Origin of the sequence: Pseudoalteromonas amylolytica (assembly GCF_001854605.1) — a bacterium.
GTDB lineage: Bacteria > Pseudomonadota > Gammaproteobacteria > Enterobacterales > Alteromonadaceae > Pseudoalteromonas > Pseudoalteromonas amylolytica.
Map to the genome: position 1 here is coordinate 14247 of NZ_MKJU01000038.1, position 19485 is coordinate 33731.

At 44.4% G+C, this 19485-nt stretch carries 14 protein-coding genes; 3 read left to right on the forward strand and 11 right to left on the reverse strand.

Annotated features, from left to right (window positions below; translation table 11 throughout):
• Positions 1-93: 93 nt before the first annotated feature.
• The 4 genes from BET10_RS20735 to BET10_RS20750 all read right to left on the reverse strand — a co-directional run bounded on the left by BET10_RS20735 (position 94) and on the right by BET10_RS20750 (position 5611).
• Positions 94-1545 (reverse strand): TrkH family potassium uptake protein, encoded by a 1452-nt coding sequence (locus BET10_RS20735; protein ID WP_070988018.1) that lies wholly within the window; start codon positions 1543-1545, stop codon positions 94-96.
• Positions 1546-1594: 49 nt separating this feature from the next.
• Positions 1595-2209 (reverse strand): YigZ family protein, encoded by a 615-nt coding sequence (locus BET10_RS20740; RefSeq protein ID WP_070988020.1) that lies wholly within the window; start codon positions 2207-2209, stop codon positions 1595-1597.
• Between the two features lie 67 nt (positions 2210-2276).
• Complete coding sequence (gene pepQ, locus BET10_RS20745) at positions 2277-3599, reverse strand: Xaa-Pro dipeptidase (RefSeq protein WP_070988117.1); 1323 nt, start codon at positions 3597-3599, stop codon at positions 2277-2279.
• 125 nt (positions 3600-3724) lie between these two features.
• Positions 3725-5611, reverse strand: a complete 1887-nt coding sequence (locus tag BET10_RS20750; RefSeq protein WP_070988119.1) for a transglycosylase SLT domain-containing protein — start codon at positions 5609-5611, stop codon at positions 3725-3727.
• A 272-nt stretch (positions 5612-5883) separates the two neighbouring features.
• Here BET10_RS20750 and fadB point away from each other — a divergent pair, with 272 nt between their 5' ends.
• The 3 genes from fadB (at position 5884) to tusA (ending at position 9643) form a co-directional block, all read left to right on the forward strand.
• Positions 5884-8046 (forward strand): fatty acid oxidation complex subunit alpha FadB, encoded by a 2163-nt coding sequence (gene fadB / locus BET10_RS20755; RefSeq protein ID WP_070988022.1) that lies wholly within the window; start codon positions 5884-5886, stop codon positions 8044-8046.
• A 10-nt stretch (positions 8047-8056) separates the two neighbouring features.
• Positions 8057-9223 (forward strand): acetyl-CoA C-acyltransferase FadA, encoded by a 1167-nt coding sequence (fadA, locus tag BET10_RS20760; RefSeq protein WP_070988121.1) that lies wholly within the window; start codon positions 8057-8059, stop codon positions 9221-9223.
• Positions 9224-9403: 180 nt separating this feature from the next.
• Positions 9404-9643: a sulfurtransferase TusA gene (tusA, locus tag BET10_RS20765; protein ID WP_070988024.1), complete on the forward strand. Its 240-nt coding sequence runs from the start codon at positions 9404-9406 to the stop codon at positions 9641-9643.
• Between the two features lie 55 nt (positions 9644-9698).
• Here tusA and BET10_RS20770 read toward each other — a convergent pair whose 3' ends face one another.
• From BET10_RS20770 to dnaN, 7 genes are all read right to left on the reverse strand, one after another.
• Positions 9699-10142: an early set domain-containing protein gene (locus BET10_RS20770; RefSeq protein ID WP_070988026.1), complete on the reverse strand. Its 444-nt coding sequence runs from the start codon at positions 10140-10142 to the stop codon at positions 9699-9701.
• A 144-nt stretch (positions 10143-10286) separates the two neighbouring features.
• Entirely contained in the window at positions 10287-12356 is a 2070-nt protein-coding gene (gene glyS, locus BET10_RS20775; protein ID WP_070988028.1) for a glycine--tRNA ligase subunit beta, read from the reverse strand.
• 2 nt (positions 12357-12358) lie between these two features.
• On the reverse strand, positions 12359-13258 hold the full coding sequence (gene glyQ, locus BET10_RS20780) for a glycine--tRNA ligase subunit alpha (protein WP_070988029.1): 900 nt from the start codon (positions 13256-13258) through the stop codon (positions 12359-12361).
• Positions 13259-13576: 318 nt separating this feature from the next.
• Entirely contained in the window at positions 13577-14590 is a 1014-nt protein-coding gene (locus tag BET10_RS20785; protein WP_070988031.1) for a hypothetical protein, read from the reverse strand.
• A gap of 257 nt (positions 14591-14847) precedes the next feature.
• The gene (gyrB, locus tag BET10_RS20790) at positions 14848-17271 is read right to left on the reverse strand and encodes a DNA topoisomerase (ATP-hydrolyzing) subunit B (RefSeq protein WP_070988033.1); all 2424 of its coding nucleotides are present in this window, start codon (positions 17269-17271) and stop codon (positions 14848-14850) included.
• A 12-nt stretch (positions 17272-17283) separates the two neighbouring features.
• Positions 17284-18372 carry a DNA replication/repair protein RecF gene (gene recF, locus BET10_RS20795; RefSeq protein ID WP_070988035.1) on the reverse strand — a complete coding sequence of 363 codons (1089 nt, stop codon included), beginning with the start codon at positions 18370-18372 and terminating at the stop codon, positions 17284-17286.
• Between the two features lies 1 nt (position 18373).
• Positions 18374-19477 (reverse strand): DNA polymerase III subunit beta, encoded by a 1104-nt coding sequence (gene dnaN, locus BET10_RS20800; RefSeq protein WP_070988037.1) that lies wholly within the window; start codon positions 19475-19477, stop codon positions 18374-18376.
• Positions 19478-19485: the final 8 nt, after the last annotated feature.

The window sequence follows — 19485 nt, forward strand, 5'->3', positions numbered from 1 at the left end:
TGTCACATCAGGTAAGCATAGAACAGAACAGAGGTTCTCGAAAGATGAATATGGCACACAAACCATCGGCCATATTCATGAAAAGAGGTGTTTTTAGCCTCGCCAAAACGTCGGCGTAAATAACACGAGTAAAGTAAATATCTCCAGTCGACCAAATACCATTGCCAAGGTAAGCAACCATTTAGCGGTATCTGTGATATCACCATAATGCGCAGCGACATCACCAAGGCCTGGACCCAAATTATTCAAACACGCCGCCGTTGCCGAAAATGCGGTGATGTTATCCAATCCCGTGCCGAGCAGCGCAATCATGATGATCACAAATACTAACGCATAGGCCGAAAAGAAGCCCCAAACCGCTTCAACGACTTTATCGGGCAAGGCCTTACGACCCAGTTTTATAGAGTAAATAGCCCGAGGGTGCACAAGTCGATTGAGCTCACGAACACCTTGTAGATACAACAAAAATACCCGCACAACCTTCATACCGCCACCCGTTGACCCTGCACATCCGCCAATGAAGCTGGAAAATATCAGTAGAATTGGTAAAAACAGTGGCCATGCCGAAAAGTTATCCGTGGCAAATCCCGCGGTAGTACTGATGGAAACCGCCTGAAACATCGCCTGATCCAAGGTTTCATCGCCATTGCTATAGACCTGATTTGATGACAATACCGCAAAGCAGATCACCACAAGGGCCAGCTGAATAAGCAAAAACACTTTAAACTCTGGGTCACGTAAATAGGCTCTCACGTTACGACTTGCCACCGCAGCATAATGCAATGAGAAGTTCACACCCGCAATCAATAAGAAGAATACACAAATAAAATTGATAGCGGGACTGTCAAAATGACCAATTGAAGCATCGTAGGTCGAGAAACCACCAATTGCGATGGTTGAAAAAGCGTGGCAGATGGCATCAAACCAACCCATGCCAGCAATCCAATAAGCAATCGTACAAGCAATAGTAAGCGAAACATAGATATACCATAAGTGCTTTGCGGTATCGGCTATTCGTGGCGTCATCTTAGAGTCTTTCACAGGCCCCGGCGTTTCCGCACGATACAACTGCATACCACCAACACCGAGCATCGGCAGTACCGCAACCGCCAATACGATGATACCCATACCACCTAACCACTGTAGTTGCTGGCGATAAAACAGCACCGACTTAGGCAGGTATTCTATCCCTGTTAACACCGTGGCACCGGTGGTTGTTAGCCCTGAGAATGCTTCAAAAACCGCATCGGCCAATGACAAGTTGGGAGACTGAAGGAAAATGAGTGGCACTGATGCGAATGACCCTAGTACCAACCAGAACAAGACCACGATCAAAAAGCCTTCACGCGCTTTTAAGTCACCATTTTCTTTACGATTTGGATAGTAAGCAATCAGTCCAATGACAATGCTAAATACAAATGCCAGAACGAATGGTACACCACCACCGTCTTTATAAATCAATGATACCAGCGCTGGAGGCACCATGGTCAGGCTAAATAAAGCCACCAGCTGGCCGAGTATTTTTATTATGGTACGAAATTGCATGGTGCGTTTCGCTTTTTTAGTGATTTAAAATTATAGAATATGGATTGTCTTACGCTTTGATTGTTAACTCAACTGCACCGTGCGTTAAATCTAAAATTTCTTGGCTCGCCCGTTGTGTTTGACGGTGATCAATATCAATACGCCACTCAATAGCTGCGCCGTACTGCTTATCCATCGACAATATCGTAAAGTGCGTATTTAGGTATTGTTCTATCACCCCTTGCAGTGCATAGTCCGAGCTCCCAATCAAGGTAACTGCAGGGATTTTTAAACTGGTTTGTAATTGCGCCAATGCGTTATTTAACGTACCACCATAAGCGCGTACTAAGCCGCCCGTTCCCAGCTTTATACCACCAAAATAGCGTGTTGTTACCGCTGTTATCTCACCCAGTCCAGAGCCAATCAACACATTCAGCATCGGTTTGCCAGCCGTGCCATTGGGTTCACCATCATCAGAGAAACCGTAAACATGACTGCCACCAGGTTGTCCTGCCACATGCGCCCAACAGTTATGTCGCGCATCTGGGTATTCGTCATTGATTTGCTTAATAAAAGCTTTAGCATCATCAATATTCGGAGTATGGGCCAAGTGCACAATAAATGTGCTTTTTTTTATTTCTTCATGATAACTCAAAGAGCCGCTTGGAATATGGTATTCAGACATGAAATTATTTAACGCCTTACAAACAAAAAAGGGAGCCAAATGCTCCCTTTCATCATACACCGAGTGATTAGTCTAAGTCTAAGTCACGCGTCATATTTTCTAATCTGTCATCATGAACAATGATGTTATCCTCGATACGAATACCACCAAATGGTTTGAACTGCTCAACTTTCTCCCAGTTGATGTAACGTTTGTTGTCTGTTTGCGCTAAATCACCTAACAGAGACTCAATAAAGTAAAGACCAGGCTCGATAGTGAATACTTGCTTCGCTTCGATCTTACGTGTACAGCGCAAGAATGGATGCCCCTCAGGTGGCGCCTGATGTGTACCCGCTTCATCCGCCATGAAGCCACCCATATCATGCACTTGTAAACCAAGGTGATGACCCAATCCATGCGGGAAGAAGGTGGATGTAATCCCCTTCGCCACGATGTCTTGTGCGGGTAACTTCACAATATCAAAGTCAGCCAAAACTTGTGCCACTCGGTCATGACATGCAATGTGCAGCTCTCCATATAGCTTGCCTGGACTCAGCATTTTACCGAGCTGAATTTGATGATCATTCATCACACTCAGCAACTCAGCAAATTCGCCCTGCTTTGCAAAGTCGTAAGTACGCGTAATATCCGACGCATAGCCATGAAAGTTTGCACCCGCATCAATCAAAAATGAACGATGTTGTTTTGGTGCTTCGCGTTCAAAGTGTGTGTAGTGCAAGATGGCACAGTTTTCATTGAGGGCGACAATGTTGCCATATGGTGTGTCGTTTTCCATATGCTGTGTGGCATTTAAATACGCCTGCTGAATAGCATACTCTGAACCCCCTGCATAAAACGTATCTCGTGCAGCTTTGTGGCCTAGTACCGCTAAACGGTTTGCTTCGCGCAAACAGCTCAATTCATACTGTGTTTTGTAAGCACGGTGATAATGTAGGTAGTTCATCACCGCTTCAGGGTTGACGATAGAGAAGCCAAGCGCCTGCGCAACTTCTAAATACTCACCTATATAGGCAAAATTGGCCTTATCATAAGGCAAGAACTTTTCAACTTGATCAGGTTGAACCAATAACTCAATATCAAAGTAATCGGCCCAAAAATCATTCGGCTCATCAGGCACCTTATGCCAAAAATCAACGGGACGGTAGAACACTAGCTTTGGCTTATCCAGACCATTCACAACTAACCAGCAGTGAGGGTTATCAATCACGGGTAACCAAGCTTTAAACTGCGGATTGACCTTAAATGGATAATACATGTCATCTAAGAATTGTCGCTTCGCCTGACCTGAGTGGATCACCAATCCCTCTAGTCCTTCTCGCTCAATAATGGTTTTTGTGCGCTGTTGCAAGGTTGCAATATGTTCGGCGTAATATTGTGCTAATTGTTCCATGGTTAACCGTTTCGTTTGTTGTGATAAATTGAGTCTAACACAAGCTCGAAAAAGCAATCCAGCGAAGTCGCCAGATTGCTCTGCATCCAAGCCTGTGGCCTGTTCACTATCCAATACAGTGTAAACTAGCCACCAATCTGCATCTCTAAAAGCGGCGCAACAACGTTGCCCTTTCTACCCAATCTTGTATGGTAAACCTGCCTGTAAGCAAATACGTTCTTTACATATTCTCGGGTCTCTCTGTATGGGATAAGTTCTATCCACAACTCGGCAGGCATCGCATCCTTGGGCAGCCATTTTTTAATCCGATGATAGCCCGCATTATAGGAGGCTGTTGCCAACATTTCATTGCCGTCATTTTTCTTCTTCAAATACTCTAAATAATCCGTACCCACTTTTATATTAGTCGCAGGGTGAACTAAATTTCTCTTCGACACCCGCTTTTTACTGACGTAACGTGCGGTGCTCGGTAACAGCTGCATCAGGCCATAAGCATTGGCATGAGAGCGTGCATCTGGCGCAAATGAGCTCTCTCTGCGCGCAATGGCGATACTCCATGCCACATCAACATGATTATGTTCGCTGTAACGTTTAAACAGTTCTTCAAAAGCCATCGGAAAACGCAATTCAACGTAATCCCATGCCTTAATCTGCGCCAGTGTATAAATGGTGCTGTCATACCAATCCAGTTCTGATGCCAAAATTGAAGCAGCCAGTTTTTCAGCCTCACTGGAAGTATTAGTCAAATAGTTCCATTCACGACGTGCTGAGGTATAACGCTCGAGCTGATATAAAGCCTTCGCGCGTTTGAACCCAGGAGCCTGAGCCACTTTCGCCAATAAGCTCTCTGGGACATCCAGCGATTTGGAATTTAACGAAACATCCAACCCTAAGCGTCCCGCAGCCAAAAAGCCGTAGTAATCTCTCTCCTTAGCAATGCGTTGCCATAACTGCTTCGCTTTGTCCTGCTCGCCACGTTGTGCATAGCTATATGCCAGCCAATAAGTTTGTCCATGACTGAGATTTTCCATGCCAGTAAACAACGCCGCAATGCCAGACCAATCCTGTTCTTTGAGCATATTACTCATCATCCACTGGCGAAGTTTGCTGTCTTGTAGCTCTGGCGGTACTTTGTTGAGCCAAAACTTTGCTTCTGGGTGACCTTTTGAGGCCAAAGCCAAGGCAAAGCGATACGCCACGCTATTCTTTTGCTGCTCAGTGAACTTGAACATGCCTTGTAGTTTATCCCATGCACGCAATGCAAGCTTTTGGTCTCGCCAAATCAGTCGGCGCACACCATATACTGCAATTTCAGCTTCTTTGCTGTTGCGATTTTTATACCGATATAAACCAGCGGCAGCGCTTGGGTCTCGCCTAACCGTCGTGTACAAATCAGCAAGATAAGCTTCATCCTTCGGCAATAGCGTCTTTAAATATCTCAGTAAAGATACTTGTCCACCTTGCGCAGCTTCGCTGATGCGTTGCCACACTAATTCTGAATTTAAATACCCAGCCTGTTGCCATGTATTAAAAATGCTATTACATGCCCTAGGTTGCGATTTGCCCACCACCCATAGCTCTTTGACTTGCTCCAATATTGCTTTTTTAGGCGCACCCAACTCAAGTTGGTACTGTAAGTAAGCACATTTGAGCTCGGCATCAGAGGTGTTTTTGTAATATTCAATAAAGAGTGCCTTTTTACCTCTGCGTTTGAGGTATTGCAGCCAGCTTTCGCGCACTGGCCACTCCAATGGCGTACTGTCATACACAGTAAGAAAGTGCGCTATCTGCTGTTGACGATCAAGCCGTGGATGACGCTTATAAAACGCCATTTCTACGTAAGGTTTAAGCGGGTGCTCTAGCTCACTGATAGCTTGACTAAATGCACTGTAGTTGCCCGACCAAGCAATCCTCTCCGCTTCCTTAAATGCTTCATGATCGCTGCTTGCTAATGAAAACCAGCTTGAAACTACAAGAGAAGTAGCAGCGATTCTTGAGATCCATGAGTTCATATCGACCTTCACAAATAATTGTCTTTGAAACGCGCCAGACAACAACAACGAACTTCTGTTATCCAACAACCCAACCTACTAAGCAAAATCGCTAAAGACGACTAGGCTGTAAGTTCATAAAAAGAGACTTAGCAACCATATCACCAAAGCTTACGCTTTTTAAGGTGTGGGTAAACGCTGAGTAAATTTTTCATTGCATTTTTCATTTAAAGCGGCCAAACTGGGTGAAATAGCAACTCATCGTACCAGTGTAATTACACGGGAGAACAAGCATGTTATATAAAAGCGAGTCCTTTGTTGTTGATTTTTGCAAAGGCAAGATCGCTGAGTTTAAGTTTTGTGCCTCAGGCTCTGTTAACAAACTTTCTCAGCAAACCCTGCAAGAATGCGCAAAAGCATTCCAAGAATTAAGCCAACGCGGCGATATCGACGCGATGGTATTTACCAGTGATAAAGACCACTTTATTATTGGTGCCGACATTTTTGAGTTTTTACCTACATTCCAACGCCCAGAAGAAGAACTTGTTGGCTGGATCAAAGATGCAACCGATGTATTTGATGCCATCGAAGACCTACCATTTCCAACAGCTTCAGCAATTCACGGTTTAGCACTGGGCGGTGGCTGTGAATGGCTACTGGCAACAGACTTCCGTTTAGCAAGTACCAGTGCCAAAATCGGTCTTCCAGAAGTAAAACTGGGTATAATGCCGGGCTTTGGTGGTACCGTACGCTTACCTCGCTTAATCGGCGCTGATAATGCGATGACGTGGATCACTACAGGTAAAGAAAATCGCCCGGATGATGCATTGAAAGTAGGTGCAGTAGATGGTGTTGTCGCACCAGAAAAGCTACTGGATGCAGCCATCAGCGTATTGGAACAAGCCGTGGCAGGTAAACTAGACTGGCGTGCCAAGCGTCAGGTGAAGCTTGAGCCACTGAAAATGAATCGTACTGAACAAGGTATGAGCTTTGCGATGGCAGAAGGCATGGTACTGGGTCAAACTAAAGGTCATTACCCTGCTCCATTGATGGCTGTAAAAACCATCAAGGCGGCCGCTAACTGTACGCGTGCAGAAGCGATGGCCATCGAGAACGCAAACTTTGCAAAACTAGCTAAAACTAATGAAGCAGCCGCACAAACAGGTATTTTCCTTGCGGATCAATACATCAAAGGTGTCGCTAAGAAACAAGCAAAAGCTTCATCGCTTGAAATCAAACAAGCTGCGGTTTTGGGTGCTGGCATCATGGGCGGTGGTATAGCTTACCAATCAGCCTACAAAGGCACGCCAATTATCATGAAAGATATTAATCAAGCAGCGCTTGATTTAGGCATGAATGAAGCGGCAACGATTTTAGGCAAGAAAGTACAACGCGGCCACATGAGTATGGAAAAAATGGTTTCCACACTAGGCAAAATTAAGCCAACGCTTGAAGATCGTGACTTAAACAGTGCAGACATTGTGGTTGAAGCGGTTGTTGAGAATCCAAAAGTAAAACAAGCGGTGCTATCGGCTCTTGAAGCGCAGCTACCTGAAGGTACGGTACTGACTTCAAACACCTCTACCATCCGTATTGATGAACTAGCTTCTGCACTTAAACACCCTGAAAACTTCTGTGGCATGCACTTTTTCAATCCAGTGCCAAAAATGCCATTGGTAGAGATCATCCGTGGCGAGAAAACTTCTGACGCGACCATCAATGCCGTGGTTGATTACGCATTAAAGCTAGGCAAATCTCCTATCGTTGTAAATGACTGCCCAGGCTTCTTTGTTAACCGCGTACTCTTCCCTTACTTCGCAGGCTTTAGCAAGCTTGTTGTAGAGGGCGCTGACTTCACTGTGATTGATAAAGTGATGGAAAACGTATTCGGCTGGCCGATGGGACCGGCTTACCTACTTGACGTTGTAGGTATTGATACGGCCAATCACTGTACCGGTGTAATGGCCGATGGTTTCCCTGAACGTATGGCTCGCCAAGAAAAAGACCCAGTAGCGGTACTTGCCAATGCTGAACGTTATGGCCAAAAGAACAAGCTTGGCTTCTATCAGTACGCACCAGATCGCAAAGGTCGTCTGAAAAAGTCCAAAGACGCAACTTCTGTTGAGTTGTTGAGCTCTATTTGTGAACCGCATAGCGAGTTTGACAAACAAACCATTATTGAACGTTGTATGGTGCCCATGTTGAACGAAGTACTACTTTGTTTACAAGAAGGTATCGTTGCCTCTGCACAAGAAGCAGACATGGCACTCATTTACGGAATTGGTTTCCCACCATTTAGAGGTGGCGCATTCCGTTACTTAGACCAGATTGGCCTAGCCAACTTTGTCGCGATGGCTGATAAATACGCTCACTTAGGCGCGATTTATCAAGTATCTGAGCAAACCCGCGCATGGGCAAGCGAAGGTAAAGTGTTCTATTCTGTGGAGGGCCAGTAACATGTCTGTAATGCAACAAGCAGTAATCGTTGATTGTCTTCGTACCCCTATGGGGCGTTCTAAAAATGGCGTGTTTAAACACCGCCGTGCTGAAGATTTAAGTGCTCACTTAATGAAAGGGCTGTTAGATCGCAATCCAAGTGTAGACCCAGCGTCTATCGATGATATTTATTGGGGATGTGTACAACAAACGCTAGAGCAAGGCTTTAACGTAGCGCGTAACGCCGCGTTACTGGCTGGCATTCCTCACTCGGTCCCAGCGGTCACAGTAAACCGTTTATGTGGTTCTTCTATGCAAGCACTACATGATGCAGCGCGCGCAATTATGACCGGCGCTGGTGACACATATCTTATTGGCGGTGTTGAACATATGGGTCACGTGCCAATGACACATGGCGTAGACTTTCACCCTGGCCTGTCGACTTCAATTGCACAAGCTGCGGGCGTAATGGGCTTAACTGCAGAGTACTTAGCGACCTTACACGGTATCAGCCGTGAGCAACAAGATCAGTTTGCTTATCGCTCACACCAACGTGCCCATGCCGCGACGGTAGAAGGCCGTTTCGCCAAAGAAATCTTACCGATGGAAGGTCATGACGAAAACGGCGTGCCTGTTTTAGTTGAGCATGACGAAGTTATTCGCCCTGAAACAACGGTTGAAGGCCTAAGCCAACTGCGCCCAGTATTCAACCCAGCTTCAGGCACCGTAACTGCCGGTACATCTTCAGCGCTATCAGATGGTGCGTCTGCCATGCTGGTTATGAGCGAAAGCAAAGCCAAAGAACTCGGCCTACCAATTCGTGCCCGCATTAAGTCAATGGCCGTCGCGGGCTGCGATCCATCTATCATGGGTTATGGTCCAGTACCTGCGAGTAAGAAGGCCCTGCAACAAGCTGGTATCGGTATTGAAGATATTGATGTAGCAGAATTGAACGAAGCTTTTGCAGCTCAATCTCTGCCAGTTCTAAAAGATTTAGGTCTGTTGGAAGTTGCCGATGAAAAAGTGAACCTAAACGGTGGTGCGATTGCACTCGGTCATCCACTGGGCTGTTCTGGTGCGCGTATCAGCACTTCACTTATCCATATTATGGAAGACAAAGGCGCGAAGTACGGCCTTGCAACCATGTGTATTGGTTTAGGTCAGGGTATCGCAACCGTATTTGAACGCGTAGATTAATCATCCCCTGAGTTGGCGCTCGCCGCGCTCAACTCACCAAATTCAACTTGGTGACAAAGGTAAAGTGGTAATACGCTTTGCCTTTTTTCTTACCTTTTTATTGGCATAGGTTTATTTGTGTAGTCGCTGTGGGTAAAATAGTACGCTCATTTTACATTCAATAGTTAAGCGAGTTACATCATGCCCTTTTCAAACCCTGATCACACCCTCGACGCGATTGGCCTTCGCTGCCCAGAGCCTGTCATGATGATCCGTGGTATGGTAAGAAAAATGAATGACGGTGAGACGCTATTGATCATTGCTGATGACCCCTCAACAACCAGAGACATTCCCAGTTTTTGTGAGTTTATGGACCATACCTTGGTTGCAAAAGAGGTTGCACAAGCACCTTTTCAGTATTTAATTAAGAAGGGCCTGTAAAGTGTTGCTTGCCATTGGTAACTTTTCTAAATTGACTCAATGACAAGACTCCTTATTACGCTCTACTCACCATTACTTTTGGTGATCGACTATCGCTATAGTCAAAAGTGATGACATACCAACCTTTTTTGTTGGGCATAAAGCTAAAGTAATTATATACCGTGTTACAGTCAGCTAGTTGAGGCTGATTGAGCTGCAACGCCCCTTGCACTTTGTAGCCACAGTTAAACCCTTGGCTCCACTGTTCGTCTGCGATTTTAAATTCATACACTTTACCCGGCGTCATAAACTTGGCTTTAACTGTGTATATTCCCTCACTTTGCTGCTGCAAAATATAATGAGGCTCTGCATCCCAAAGCGTAAAATCACCACGTAAGTACATAGTACGATCGAACGTTTCACCTGTAGAAGGTAGTGTGGTGATACTATCAAGTATTTTGATTTGGCTCGAACAAGCTGATAAAAATAACGCCGCCACAGCCGTAATGAGCTTTTTCATGTAGTTACTCCAATTCTAGTGCACAAGATATTAATGTTTATAGAGTGAATACTCGCTTACTCTTAGCTAACTAATCTTACTTTATTACTGAGTTAAACGAAAAAGCCAGCACTAACGCTGGCTTTTTTGTAACTACTTTTTAGATTAGTTTTGCAATACCGAGATATCCGCCGTATTTAAGAATAAACGGCTTAATTGGCTCAATAGCGCCAGACGGTTTAGTTTCACCGCTTCATCGTCCGCCATTACCATAACGTTATCAAAAAAGTCATCTACCGCTTCACGTAAACTTGCTAAACGAGTCAGTGCTTGTTGGTAATCACCCTGTTCATAAATCGGGGTCAATTCAACACTTAGCTCAGCGACTTGTTCAGCCAGTACTTTTTCGCTCGCTTCGGTGAGTAACGCTGGGTTCACTTGCGCATCGCTCGTCACATTATTCTTAGCAAGAATGTTGTTTACACGCTTATTTGCCGCAGCCAGTGCATCCGCCTCAGCAAGTGTACGGAAGTGGCTCACTGCTTTAACACGACGGTCAAAATCAACCGGCGCAGTTGGACGTCTCACCAATACCGCTTGGATCACATCGACACTGATACCTTCATCCTGATACCAAGCACGGAAACGGCCTAGCATAAATTCAAGTACTTCTTCAGCCACATTACCGTTGCTCAGCTTGTCACCAAACAACTGCTGTGCCTTAGCAACGATATTATTGATATCGAGTGGTAGCTCTTTTTCTACCATGATGCGTAATGCACCAATTGCTGCACGTCGTAACGCAAATGGGTCTTTATCCCCTTTTGGTGCTTGACCGATGCCGAAGATGCCTACCAAAGTGTCAAACTTATCAGCCAATGCCACTGCGTAGCTGATTGGATTTGAAGGCAAGCTGTCACCTGCAAAGCGTGGCATGTACTGTTCATTCTGTGCCAGCGCCACTTCTTCTGCCTCACCATCAATACGTGCGTAATGCATGCCCATTACACCCTGTACGTCGGTAAACTCCATAACCATTTCAGTCATGAGATCCGTCTTGCTTAACAAGCCAGCGCGTTCAGCTAGTGCTTTATCAGCACCAACCTGCTCAGCGATAAAGCCCGCCAGTGCAGAAATACGCTCCGACTTGTCTTTTAATGTACCCAGTTGCTTTTGGAACAATACCGAGTTCAGTGACGTCAAGCGGCTTTCTAGGGTTTTCTTTTTATCGGTTTCAAAGAAGAATTGCGCATCTGCCAGACGAGGACGCACCACTTTTTCATTGCCAGAAATAACCACGCTTGGGTCTTTACTTTCAATGTTCGACACAAACAAGAACTTGTTGATCAGCTTGCCATCGTTGTCTAACAGCGGGAAGTACTTTTGGTCATCCTTCATGGTGTAGATCAGCGCTTCAGCCGGCACATCCAAAAATGCTTCTTCGAAAGAGGCTGTTAAAGTCACTGGCCATTCTACCAATGAAGTTACTTCTTCAAGCAAGTCTTCATCCATGGCTACTTTGGCATTTACCGCCTCAGCTGCCGCTTCAATTTGTGCGCGGATCATGTCCTTACGGGTTTGATAGTCAGCAACAACATAAGCGCCCTTGAGTACATCAAACACGTCATCTGCGTGATTCACTGTGACACGCTCTGGATGATGAAAGCGGTGGCCTTGCAGCTCATTACTGATCTGCTTGCCAAGTACTTCACCTTGTACTTGCGTACCGCCCAATAGCGCGGCTACCGTATGAACAGGACGGATAAACTGCGTCTTGTTCACGCCCCAACGCATCGGTTTAGGAATTGGTAGTTTAGCTAAGGCTTTATTGATAACATCAGCAAGCAGCTCAATTGCTTCTTGCCCTTTTACGGTTGCACGGTGCAGTAGCCATGCGCCTTTGTCTGTTTCTAAGGTTTGAGCATCGTTCACATCAATGCCACAGCCTCGAGCCCAACCTTGAGCGGCTTTCGTTGGATTACCGTCTGCGTCAAACGCCGCTGCTACCGCAGGACCGCGCTTTTCAACAACCTTGTCTTGTTGCTGTGTCTCTAGTGCACTGACAGTTAAGCCCAAACGACGCGGAGACGCATACCAATTAATCGCTTGGTAGCTAAGCTCAAGTGCCTGAAGCTCAGCTGCCATATTGTCACTAAATGCCTCAGCAAGCTTACGTAAGGCTTTCGGTGGTAACTCTTCAGTACCAATTTCTACTAATAGATTTTCAGTCAACATGCTTAATCCTTACAAAGCGGGAAACCAAGTGCTTCACGAGCGTCATAGTAAGCCTGTGCACAAGCTTTAGATAACGCACGTACACGCAGAATGTAACGCTGGCGTTCTGTCACTGAAATTGCGTGACGCGCATCCAATAAGTTAAACGCATGAGATGCCTTCATTACTTGCTCATAGGCAGGTAATGGTAAGCCAGCTTCGATTAGCTTTTGACTTTCTTTTTCACACTGATCGAATTGTGCAAATAGCGCATCAACATCAGCGTGTTCAAAGTTGTATGTTGACTGCTCAACTTCATTTTGATGGAACACGTCACCATAGGTTACTTTACCCATAGGTCCGTCAGTCCAAACTAAGTCATAGATGCTGTCCACACCTTGTATATACATGGCCAGACGCTCTAGACCATAAGTGATTTCACCGGTTACTGGCGCACATTCGAGACCACCAACCTGTTGGAAGTAGGTGAACTGAGTCACCTCCATGCCATTTAGCCAAACTTCCCAGCCAAGACCCCACGCACCCAATGTAGGTGACTCCCAGTTATCTTCAACGAAGCGTACTTCATGGGTCAACGTATCAATGCCCATGGCTGCTAATGAACCTAAGTAAAGTTCCTGGATGTTATCTGGAGATGGTTTAAGAACCACTTGAAACTGGTAGTAATGTTGCAAGCGGTTTGGGTTTTCACCGTAGCGACCATCTGTTGGACGGCGACAAGGTTGAACATACGCGCTCGACATTGGCTCTGGTCCAATCGACTTTAGAAAAGTCATAGGGTGGAATGTACCCGCACCAACTTCCATATCTAGAGGTTGCGCAATTACACAGCCTTGCTGTGCCCAATAGTCCTGTAAAGCCAGGATCAACCCTTGAAAGGTTTTTACGTCATATTTTTGCATAGTTGGCTTAGTTATAATTAGGATCTGTATAGCCCTTGAGACATGTGGTAATAATCTACTCACTGACAAGGATTAATGATTGAAAATTGTGCTCAGTATACCGCGAGCAGCGCCTCGTTTTAAACGTTAAAATGCAAAAAATACCGTTAAAAACTCCACTTTTAATGGAGTAACCCCGATTCGCTTTATCTTCTTTGCGAAAATGGGGTACGAGCTACAACCGGCTCTCGGTCAAAGTGTATTGAACTTCGCTACGAGGTGCGCTTATCACTAAGGCGGCATGCATCTTAGAACACAGAGTATTCTAAGACGTCCCTTCTACTTATGGGTCACTCCACAAGCTGCAGCCTCACTATCTAGTTTCATATAATGTAGGCTTGAACTTGCTGGACCTGTTTGGTTAATAAATGAAACAATGACCTCATTGTGATTGAACATTTGAGCACTTGGTTTAGCTACATTGTATTTTTTGCTATCGAGCAGCACCTCTTCAATTCCTAAGCTGCCAGTGTGATTGATGCACCTTCTTGATAGGATAAGCCGTTCTTCGCTTTCAGCTTGTTTGACAAAGTACACATCCACATTGCCATCACTTCTGCGTAGCATAAACGCATCGTGAATATTTTTGTGTTCTGCAATTCGCTTAGGCTTAGAGGTAGTCCCCCCTTTTTCTTGGATAGAAAAGTACACCTTCATGTTACGTAAATCCGGTCCAGCCTGATACGCCGAAATCAAAGTACCATTTCCAAAAGCCGAAATATCCGGCATCGTGCCTATAGCAACACTTTGTTCATTAGCAAAGTTTAAACCATCATCACTGTGTGCAATAAATATATTACTTTTCCCTGCTCGATAAGTCGCGAATACTTTACTATCGGTTAGGCCTTTAAATCTCAATAGTGAACCAACACTTACACCTCTAGGCATGAGCACTTTCTCGACGACGTTACTCTCGAGGTTTACTCGCAATACCGAGCCATTTTTACCCCAGTATTTCTGTGATGCGACGATGTATAAATACTTGTTTGACACAAGCGATGGACGAGCGATTAGGTTATATTTTTTGGCAAGATTAAGCTCTTTTAGTCGCGGTCTCGGCTCACTATCCAAAAGAGCAGCACTGTAAATCTCTGCATGTCTAAAGTCTGTATCAAATGTTTCGTAGAACACCTTCACAACTGAGTCTGTAACAACCATAGTCGAAGCGCCTGTATACTGAGCATTAATGTCGACAGAAAACACTTTTGCTTCATTTGCATACGCAACTGCACAGCCAAATAAGCAGCTAATGTTTATAAAATTATTAAGACTTAACCCAAATATTGCACGCATACTGTTCCTTATGTTTTTACTTACACTTAAATAGGCATATTGAGTAAAATTTTTAGCTCGACATTCTTGCCAATCAGTACGTTCTTAATCGTTCTACGATACCTCTTTACTTACAATCACTGATTATATAAGTCATCATTACGCCAATAAAAAAGGCTACCTGAGTGTTCAGGTAGCCTTCCAATTTTTAAGGATTCTGATACAAATTTTCAAATGTATGAGAATTTTTTGCAAGGATTCTGAGATCCCACATTGTATTAAACGTCTAAGTTAACCACGCGCAAAGCATTCGTTTCAATGAACTCACGACGCGGCTCAACTTGGTCGCCCATTAATGTAGCAAACAGCTGGTCCGCAGCGATTGCATCCTCAATGGTTACACGCAACATACGACGAGCGCCTGGGTCCATTGTGGTTTCCCAAAGCTGGTCAGGGTTCATTTCTCCCAACCCTTTATAACGTTGTGTATACAAGCCGCGTTTTGACTCTCCAATCAGCCACTCTAGGCCATCAACAAAGTTGTCGACTGGGAAGACTTTCTCGCCACGTTGGATATAACCGTCTTTTTCCAACAGCTTACTAATCTGCTTGCCTGTGTGGGCAATGCGAATGTAGTCTTTTGAAGTAATAAAGTTATAGTCAAGCGTATAGGCTTTATCCACTCCATGTTGGCGAATTTTGACCACAGGGTAATACATGTGGCGCTCATCATCAAAGCTAACATCTGAGCTAAAAATGGTTGCATCTTCATCCCAGTCTATTAGGTCTTTGATCAAACCATCGGTCCAGCTTTGTACTTTTGCTTGGTCCGCTAAGTCACTTTCAGTGAGTTCAGGCTGATAGATCAAACGATTAGTCACAGAGGATGGATATTTGCGATTCAAGCGCTCTATGATTTTCACCGTATTTTGATAGTCATTAACTATCTCTTCCAACGCTTCACCCTCTATTGCAGTAGCACCTTCGCTTGGGTAAAGTGCCGCGCCATTTAGCGCGAGCGACGTTAGATATACAGTCAATGCCGCATCATCTTTGATGTATTGTTCTTGCTTGCCCTTCTTCACTTTATACAGTGGCGGTTGAGCAATATAAACATAGCCACGCTCAATGATTTCTGGCATTTGACGATAGAAGAAAGTCAACAACAAGGTACGAATGTGCGAGCCGTCGACGTCTGCATCGGTCATGATAATGATGCGGTGATAGCGTAGCTTTTCAGGGTCGTATTCATCACGACCGATACCACAACCTAATGCGGTAATAAGCGTTGCCACTTCCTGAGAAGAAAGCATTTTGTCAAAGCGCGCTTTCTCTACGTTTAAGATTTTACCTTTCAAAGGCAAAATGGCTTGGTTCTTACGGTTACGGCCCTGCTTTGCAGAACCACCCGCAGAGTCACCCTCCACTATATATAGTTCAGAAAGTGCTGGGTCACGCTCTTGGCAATCGGCAAGTTTACCTGGTAGACCGGCTAAGTCCATTGCACCTTTACGACGCGTCATTTCACGGGCCTTTCTAGCCGCTTCACGCGCACGGGCCGCATCAATAATTTTGCTGACTACCGTTTTAGCATCGGTTGGATGCTCTAGTAGAAACTCGCCAAGCTTTTCAGCCATAGCCTGTTCTACTGCTGACTTCACTTCACTTGAAACCAGTTTATCTTTCGTTTGTGAAGAGAATTTAGGGTCTGGCACTTTCACGCTCACAACCGCAGTTAGACCTTCACGAGCGTCATCACCGGTTGCATTACTGGTGGTTTTGGCTTTCTTATTAAAGCCTTCTTTTTCCATGTAGTTATTAAGCGTTCTTGTTAACGCAGCACGGAAACCGGCTAAGTGTGTACCACCATCACGCTGAGGAATATTGTTGGTGAAACAATAGATGTTTTCTTGGAAACCATCGTTCCATTGCATAGAGACTTCAACACTAATGCCATCTTCACGCTCTGAGGTAAAGTGGAATACGCTTGGGTGAACTGGTGTTTTCTTACGATTTAAATATTCAACAAACGCACGAATACCACCTTCATATTTGAAGTGGTCTTGCTTATTCTCTTCTCGCTCATCGCTAAGAATAATACTTACACCAGAGTTCAAAAATGATAGTTCGCGTAAACGCTTAGCTAGAATATCGTAGTGAAAATTTGTATCTGAGAAGGTTTCGCTACTTGGCCAGAAACGTAGTTCTGTACCAGTCGTGTCTGACTCACCAATCACTTCTAATGGTGCATCCGGTACACCCATGGAGTATTTTTGTTGATGCACTTTGCCTTCACGGCGGATTGTTAATTGTAGTTTTTCAGAAAGTGCGTTTACAACAGATACACCTACACCGTGCAGACCACCTGATACTTTATAGGAGTTGTCGTCAAACTTACCACCCGCGTGTAGAACGGTCATAATAACTTCAGCGGCTGAAACACCTTCCTCTTCATGAATTGAAGTAGGAATTCCTCGACCATTGTCACGAACAGATACTGACCCGTCCGTATGGATAGTGACAAAAATATCATCACAGTAGCCAGCCAGCGCTTCGTCGATTGAGTTATCTACAACCTCGAATACCATATGATGTAGACCTGTCCCATCATCAGTATCCCCTATATACATTCCTGGACGCTTTCTTACCGCATCCAATCCTTTCAGTACTTTAATACTGGACGAATCGTAATTTTCAGACATGGTTTCTTCCAATTATTTTGTTATTAAGCTGCCATGTTTCACGTGGAACATACTGCAACTTCTTTGCATGGGTTCCACAACAGCAGAAATACTTTCAGCGGTGATAGCCGTAATGAACAGTTGTGACTGACATAGGGCTAATAAAGCAGAAACACTCTGCATTGTCTCTTCACCTAACTCTGAAGGTAAGTCATCTATAAGCAGTATTGACTGCTTATCTGTCTCTGACTCAATCAAACTATTCTGCGCTACTTTGAGTGCATATAAAAGTAATTTTAGTTGGCCACGAGACAAAATATTTTCTACGCCATACCCTTCACTATAAAAGCTAAAGTCAGCCTTGTGAGGCCCTTTACTTGTATAGCCAAGCTTTACATCGCGTTCAAATTGTTGCTCTAATTGTGATGCTAGACAATCTTTCCACCCAGCATCATATCGTAATTCTAACCCAGAAAATATGGGTATTTGACAGACTATTTTATCAAAAAATAGCGCCTCAAACCTACTTATATAAGTCTTTCTGTGTATATTTATTTCTTCAGCAAGACGAACATATTCTTTGTCCCAATATTTGATCTGCTCAGCGTAGTTTGATGGTCTTGATTTGAGTAGCGCGTTGCGTTGTTTAAGGATTTTATTAAAATTACGCCAAGCGTTAAAAAAGGCATGTTCCACGTGGAACACACCCAAATCAAGAAACTTCCTACGCTCCTTTGGTCCACCAAAAAATAGCTCATAGCTCTCCGGCGTAATAACTTGCACAGGAATAAGTTGAGCCAATTCTGACATTTTCCGACTTGATTGACCCTGAATCTTAAGTTTGGTTTCTCCCGCATTATCCTTACTTATACCAACCGGTATAGACAAGTTATGTATTTGTTTTTTAGCATGAACAATACAACGAGACTGTTCATGGCGGATCAGAATTTTGTGCTTGTTGGTGCGGAAAGATTTGCCATGGGAGAGAAAATAAATGGCCTCAAGTAAAGAGGTTTTACCGCTGCCATTTGCCCCGTAGATAATATTGATGTCGGGGCTAGGTTCAAAAGATAACGCCTCGATGTTTCGAAAATCACCAAGGCTAAGATGCGTCAAGCTCATATTATAAACGCATTGGCATCACAACATAAGTTGCCTCTTCATCACCAACCCCCTCAATTAAGGCGCTGCTGTTCGAATCAAGCAAAGTAAACTGCACATCTTCAGTTCTCAATGTATTCAGTACATCTAAAACATATGAGACGTTAAAGCCTATCTCCAAATCATCTCCCTGATAGCCTACTTCCACAACTTCTTCGGCTTGCTCTTGCTCTGGGTTGTTAGCACTGATCTTCAGTACACCATTTGATAAATTGAGACGTACACCACGAAACTTTTCATTTGATAAAATGGATACACGTTGAAATGCACTGCGTAACCACTCACGATTTGCATGAACCAATTTATCACCACCGCGTGGCAATACACGACGATAGTCTGGGAAGCGGCCATCCACCAATTTACTGGTAAATGTAAATTCAGCATCAATCAAACGAACATGGTTGGCACCAAACTGAATTGTCACATTCTCATCATCAGCTGCAAGCAGACGCATGATTTCTTGCACACCTTTACGTGGAATGATCAACTGGCGTTGTGTATTCACGGAGCTCGATAAGGTTTTTTGCGCAATAGCCAAGCGGTGACCATCAGTGGCAACCGTTTTAATTTCATTGCCATCCACTTCAAACGACATACCATTTAGATAATAACGCACGTCTTGGTTAGCCATTGAAAAGTGCGTACTTTCTAACAGTTTACGTAACTCTAAGCGAGTACACTGAAACTCTATTTCACCATCCCACTGCTCAAGATTAGGGAAATCTTCCGCAGCAAGTGTCGTTAATGAAAAGCGGCTTTTACCACTGGTCAGCAATAACTGGTGCTCTTGGCTTTCCAATTTTAATTCACTACCATCGGGCAAGCTTTTACAAATATCGAGTAGCTTTTTAGCGGGTAACGTTACTTTAGCGTCACCACAAGGTTGCTCTAATTGCGCGGTCGCGACCAGCTCTATTTCGAGGTCGGTCCCCGTCATTGCCAAAGTGCCATCTTTAATCTCAAGCAAGACATTAGATAATATCGGTAACGTATGCTTTCTTTCGATAGCGCCCGAAACTTGCATGAGTGGCTTTAAAAATTGCTCTCTTGAAATGGTAATTTGCATAACTTAAC

Excerpts from the sequence above, each read along its gene's own strand:
- tusA (WP_070988024.1), top strand. The coding sequence starts at position 9,404 with ATGCCCTTTTCAAACCCTGATCACACCCTCGACGCGATTGGCCTTCGC.
- BET10_RS20785 (WP_070988031.1), bottom strand. The coding sequence starts at position 14,590 with ATGCGTGCAATATTTGGGTTAAGTCTTAATAATTTTATAAACATTAGC.
- BET10_RS20770 (WP_070988026.1), bottom strand. The coding sequence starts at position 10,142 with ATGAAAAAGCTCATTACGGCTGTGGCGGCGTTATTTTTATCAGCTTGT.
- pepQ (WP_070988117.1), bottom strand. The coding sequence starts at position 3,599 with ATGGAACAATTAGCACAATATTACGCCGAACATATTGCAACCTTGCAA.
- gyrB (WP_070988033.1), bottom strand. The coding sequence starts at position 17,271 with ATGTCTGAAAATTACGATTCGTCCAGTATTAAAGTACTGAAAGGATTG.
- BET10_RS20740 (WP_070988020.1), bottom strand. The coding sequence starts at position 2,209 with ATGTCTGAATACCATATTCCAAGCGGCTCTTTGAGTTATCATGAAGAA.
- fadB (WP_070988022.1), top strand. The coding sequence starts at position 5,884 with ATGTTATATAAAAGCGAGTCCTTTGTTGTTGATTTTTGCAAAGGCAAG.
- glyS (WP_070988028.1), bottom strand. The coding sequence starts at position 12,356 with ATGTTGACTGAAAATCTATTAGTAGAAATTGGTACTGAAGAGTTACCA.
- glyQ (WP_070988029.1), bottom strand. The coding sequence starts at position 13,258 with ATGCAAAAATATGACGTAAAAACCTTTCAAGGGTTGATCCTGGCTTTA.
- dnaN (WP_070988037.1), bottom strand. The coding sequence starts at position 19,477 with ATGCAAATTACCATTTCAAGAGAGCAATTTTTAAAGCCACTCATGCAA.
- BET10_RS20735 (WP_070988018.1), bottom strand. The coding sequence starts at position 1,545 with ATGCAATTTCGTACCATAATAAAAATACTCGGCCAGCTGGTGGCTTTA.
- recF (WP_070988035.1), bottom strand. The coding sequence starts at position 18,372 with ATGAGCTTGACGCATCTTAGCCTTGGTGATTTTCGAAACATCGAGGCG.
- fadA (WP_070988121.1), top strand. The coding sequence starts at position 8,057 with ATGCAACAAGCAGTAATCGTTGATTGTCTTCGTACCCCTATGGGGCGT.
- BET10_RS20750 (WP_070988119.1), bottom strand. The coding sequence starts at position 5,611 with ATGAACTCATGGATCTCAAGAATCGCTGCTACTTCTCTTGTAGTTTCA.